This is a genomic window from Acinetobacter sp. YH16032 (assembly GCF_013417345.1).
Lineage (GTDB): Bacteria > Pseudomonadota > Gammaproteobacteria > Pseudomonadales > Moraxellaceae > Acinetobacter.
Genome location: NZ_VPEE01000150.1, coordinates 1 through 1455 on the forward strand (window position 1 = coordinate 1; position 1455 = coordinate 1455).

1 protein-coding gene is annotated in these 1455 nt (G+C 43.4%); it reads left to right on the top strand.

Annotated elements, in window-relative coordinates; genetic code table 11:
- The first annotated feature begins 80 nt into the window (after window positions 1–80).
- Window positions 81–1406 carry an ISNCY family transposase gene (locus FTV32_RS17075; protein WP_081403311.1) on the top strand — a complete coding sequence of 442 codons (1326 nt, stop codon included), beginning with the start codon at window positions 81–83 and terminating at the stop codon, window positions 1404–1406.
- Window positions 1407–1455: the final 49 nt, after the last annotated feature.

Consider the following 1455-nt stretch of genomic DNA (forward strand, 5'->3'; position numbering starts at 1 on the left):
TTCTCCAAAGTAAAAATGTCCGCTTTTAGAATATGCACTTTTGCAATTTTCTTAGCGGACGGTTTGATATGTTGGTGTCTATGTCGGATAAAGAACTTAAACGATTGTCGGTCTTGCAGGAAATCTGTGATCAACGCATAACCCAGTCCCAAGCTGCTCAGCTACTGCATATTTCAGAGCGTCAGATCAGACGTTTATTGCAAAAATACAAAGCTCAAGGCCCAGCTGCATTAGCCCATGCCGGTCGTGGTCAAATCAGCAATTCCAGGCTTCCTGAAGAGCTCAGACTCAAGTGCCTCAATATTGTTTCTGATCAACTGCATGGTTTCGGACCCACTTTAGCGCATGAAAAGCTCACCACCGTTCATGGCTTTGATATTTCAGTGGAAACACTGCGTTCCTGGATGATTGCTGCCGATTTATGGATTCCTCGCGCCAAGCGTCTGAAACGCCCGTATCAGCCTCGTTATAACCGGGACTGTTATGGTGAACTGATCCAAATCGATGGCTCACACCATGACTGGTTTGAAGGACGCGCTGCTAAATGCTGTCTGCTGGTGTTTATCGATGATGCTACAGGAAAATTGCAGCATTTACGCTTCTGTGAGTCAGAATCAACCTTTGACTATATGATTTCAACACGCTTATATGTCGAACAGCACGGTAAGCCTTTAGCGTTTTACAGCGACAAACATTCAGTCTTTAGAGTGAATCAAAGCAGCAAGAAAGACACCAAGATTACCCAGTTTGGACGTGTACTCAACACCCTGAATATCGATATTATCTTCGCTAATTCACCACAGGCCAAAGGCCGTGTAGAACGAGCCAATAGAACGCTTCAGGACCGTCTGATCAAAGAAATGCGTCTGGAAGGCATCAGTTCGATTGCCGAAGCCAATGCCTGGCTACCCTGCTTCATTGAGCAGTTCAATCAGAAGTTTGCCAAGATGGCCTTTAATCCCAAGGATCTACACCGGACTGTCACTGAAACAGCCGAAGAATTAGATGATATTTTTACCTGGCGTGAACCCCGCAGAGTCACGAATAGCCTGACGATCACTTATGATAAATGCGTATATCTCCTGGAAAACACGGAAGAAAACCAAAGATTGATTGGCAAGTATCTTGAGTTTCTGGAATACCCGGATAGTACAGTCGCGATTGAATATCAGGGAAGAAAAATCAATTACAGCATCTTCGATAAATTAAGTCAGCTCAACCAGCGAGAGATTGTTGAGAATAAACGTTTGGGTTCTGTATTAGCCCATATTCAACAGCAGCATGAAGAACTAGAACAACAAAATAAACGCAATCGTTCTCAAAAGATGCCAAGCAGACGTGCACAGAAAACAGTAATCAAAGAACGAAATCTGAATCCTGTGCTTGACTTGGAAATGTCTGTATAGGACATTTCTATTTGGTTATTAGGTAGGACATTTCTACTTAGGAATAACA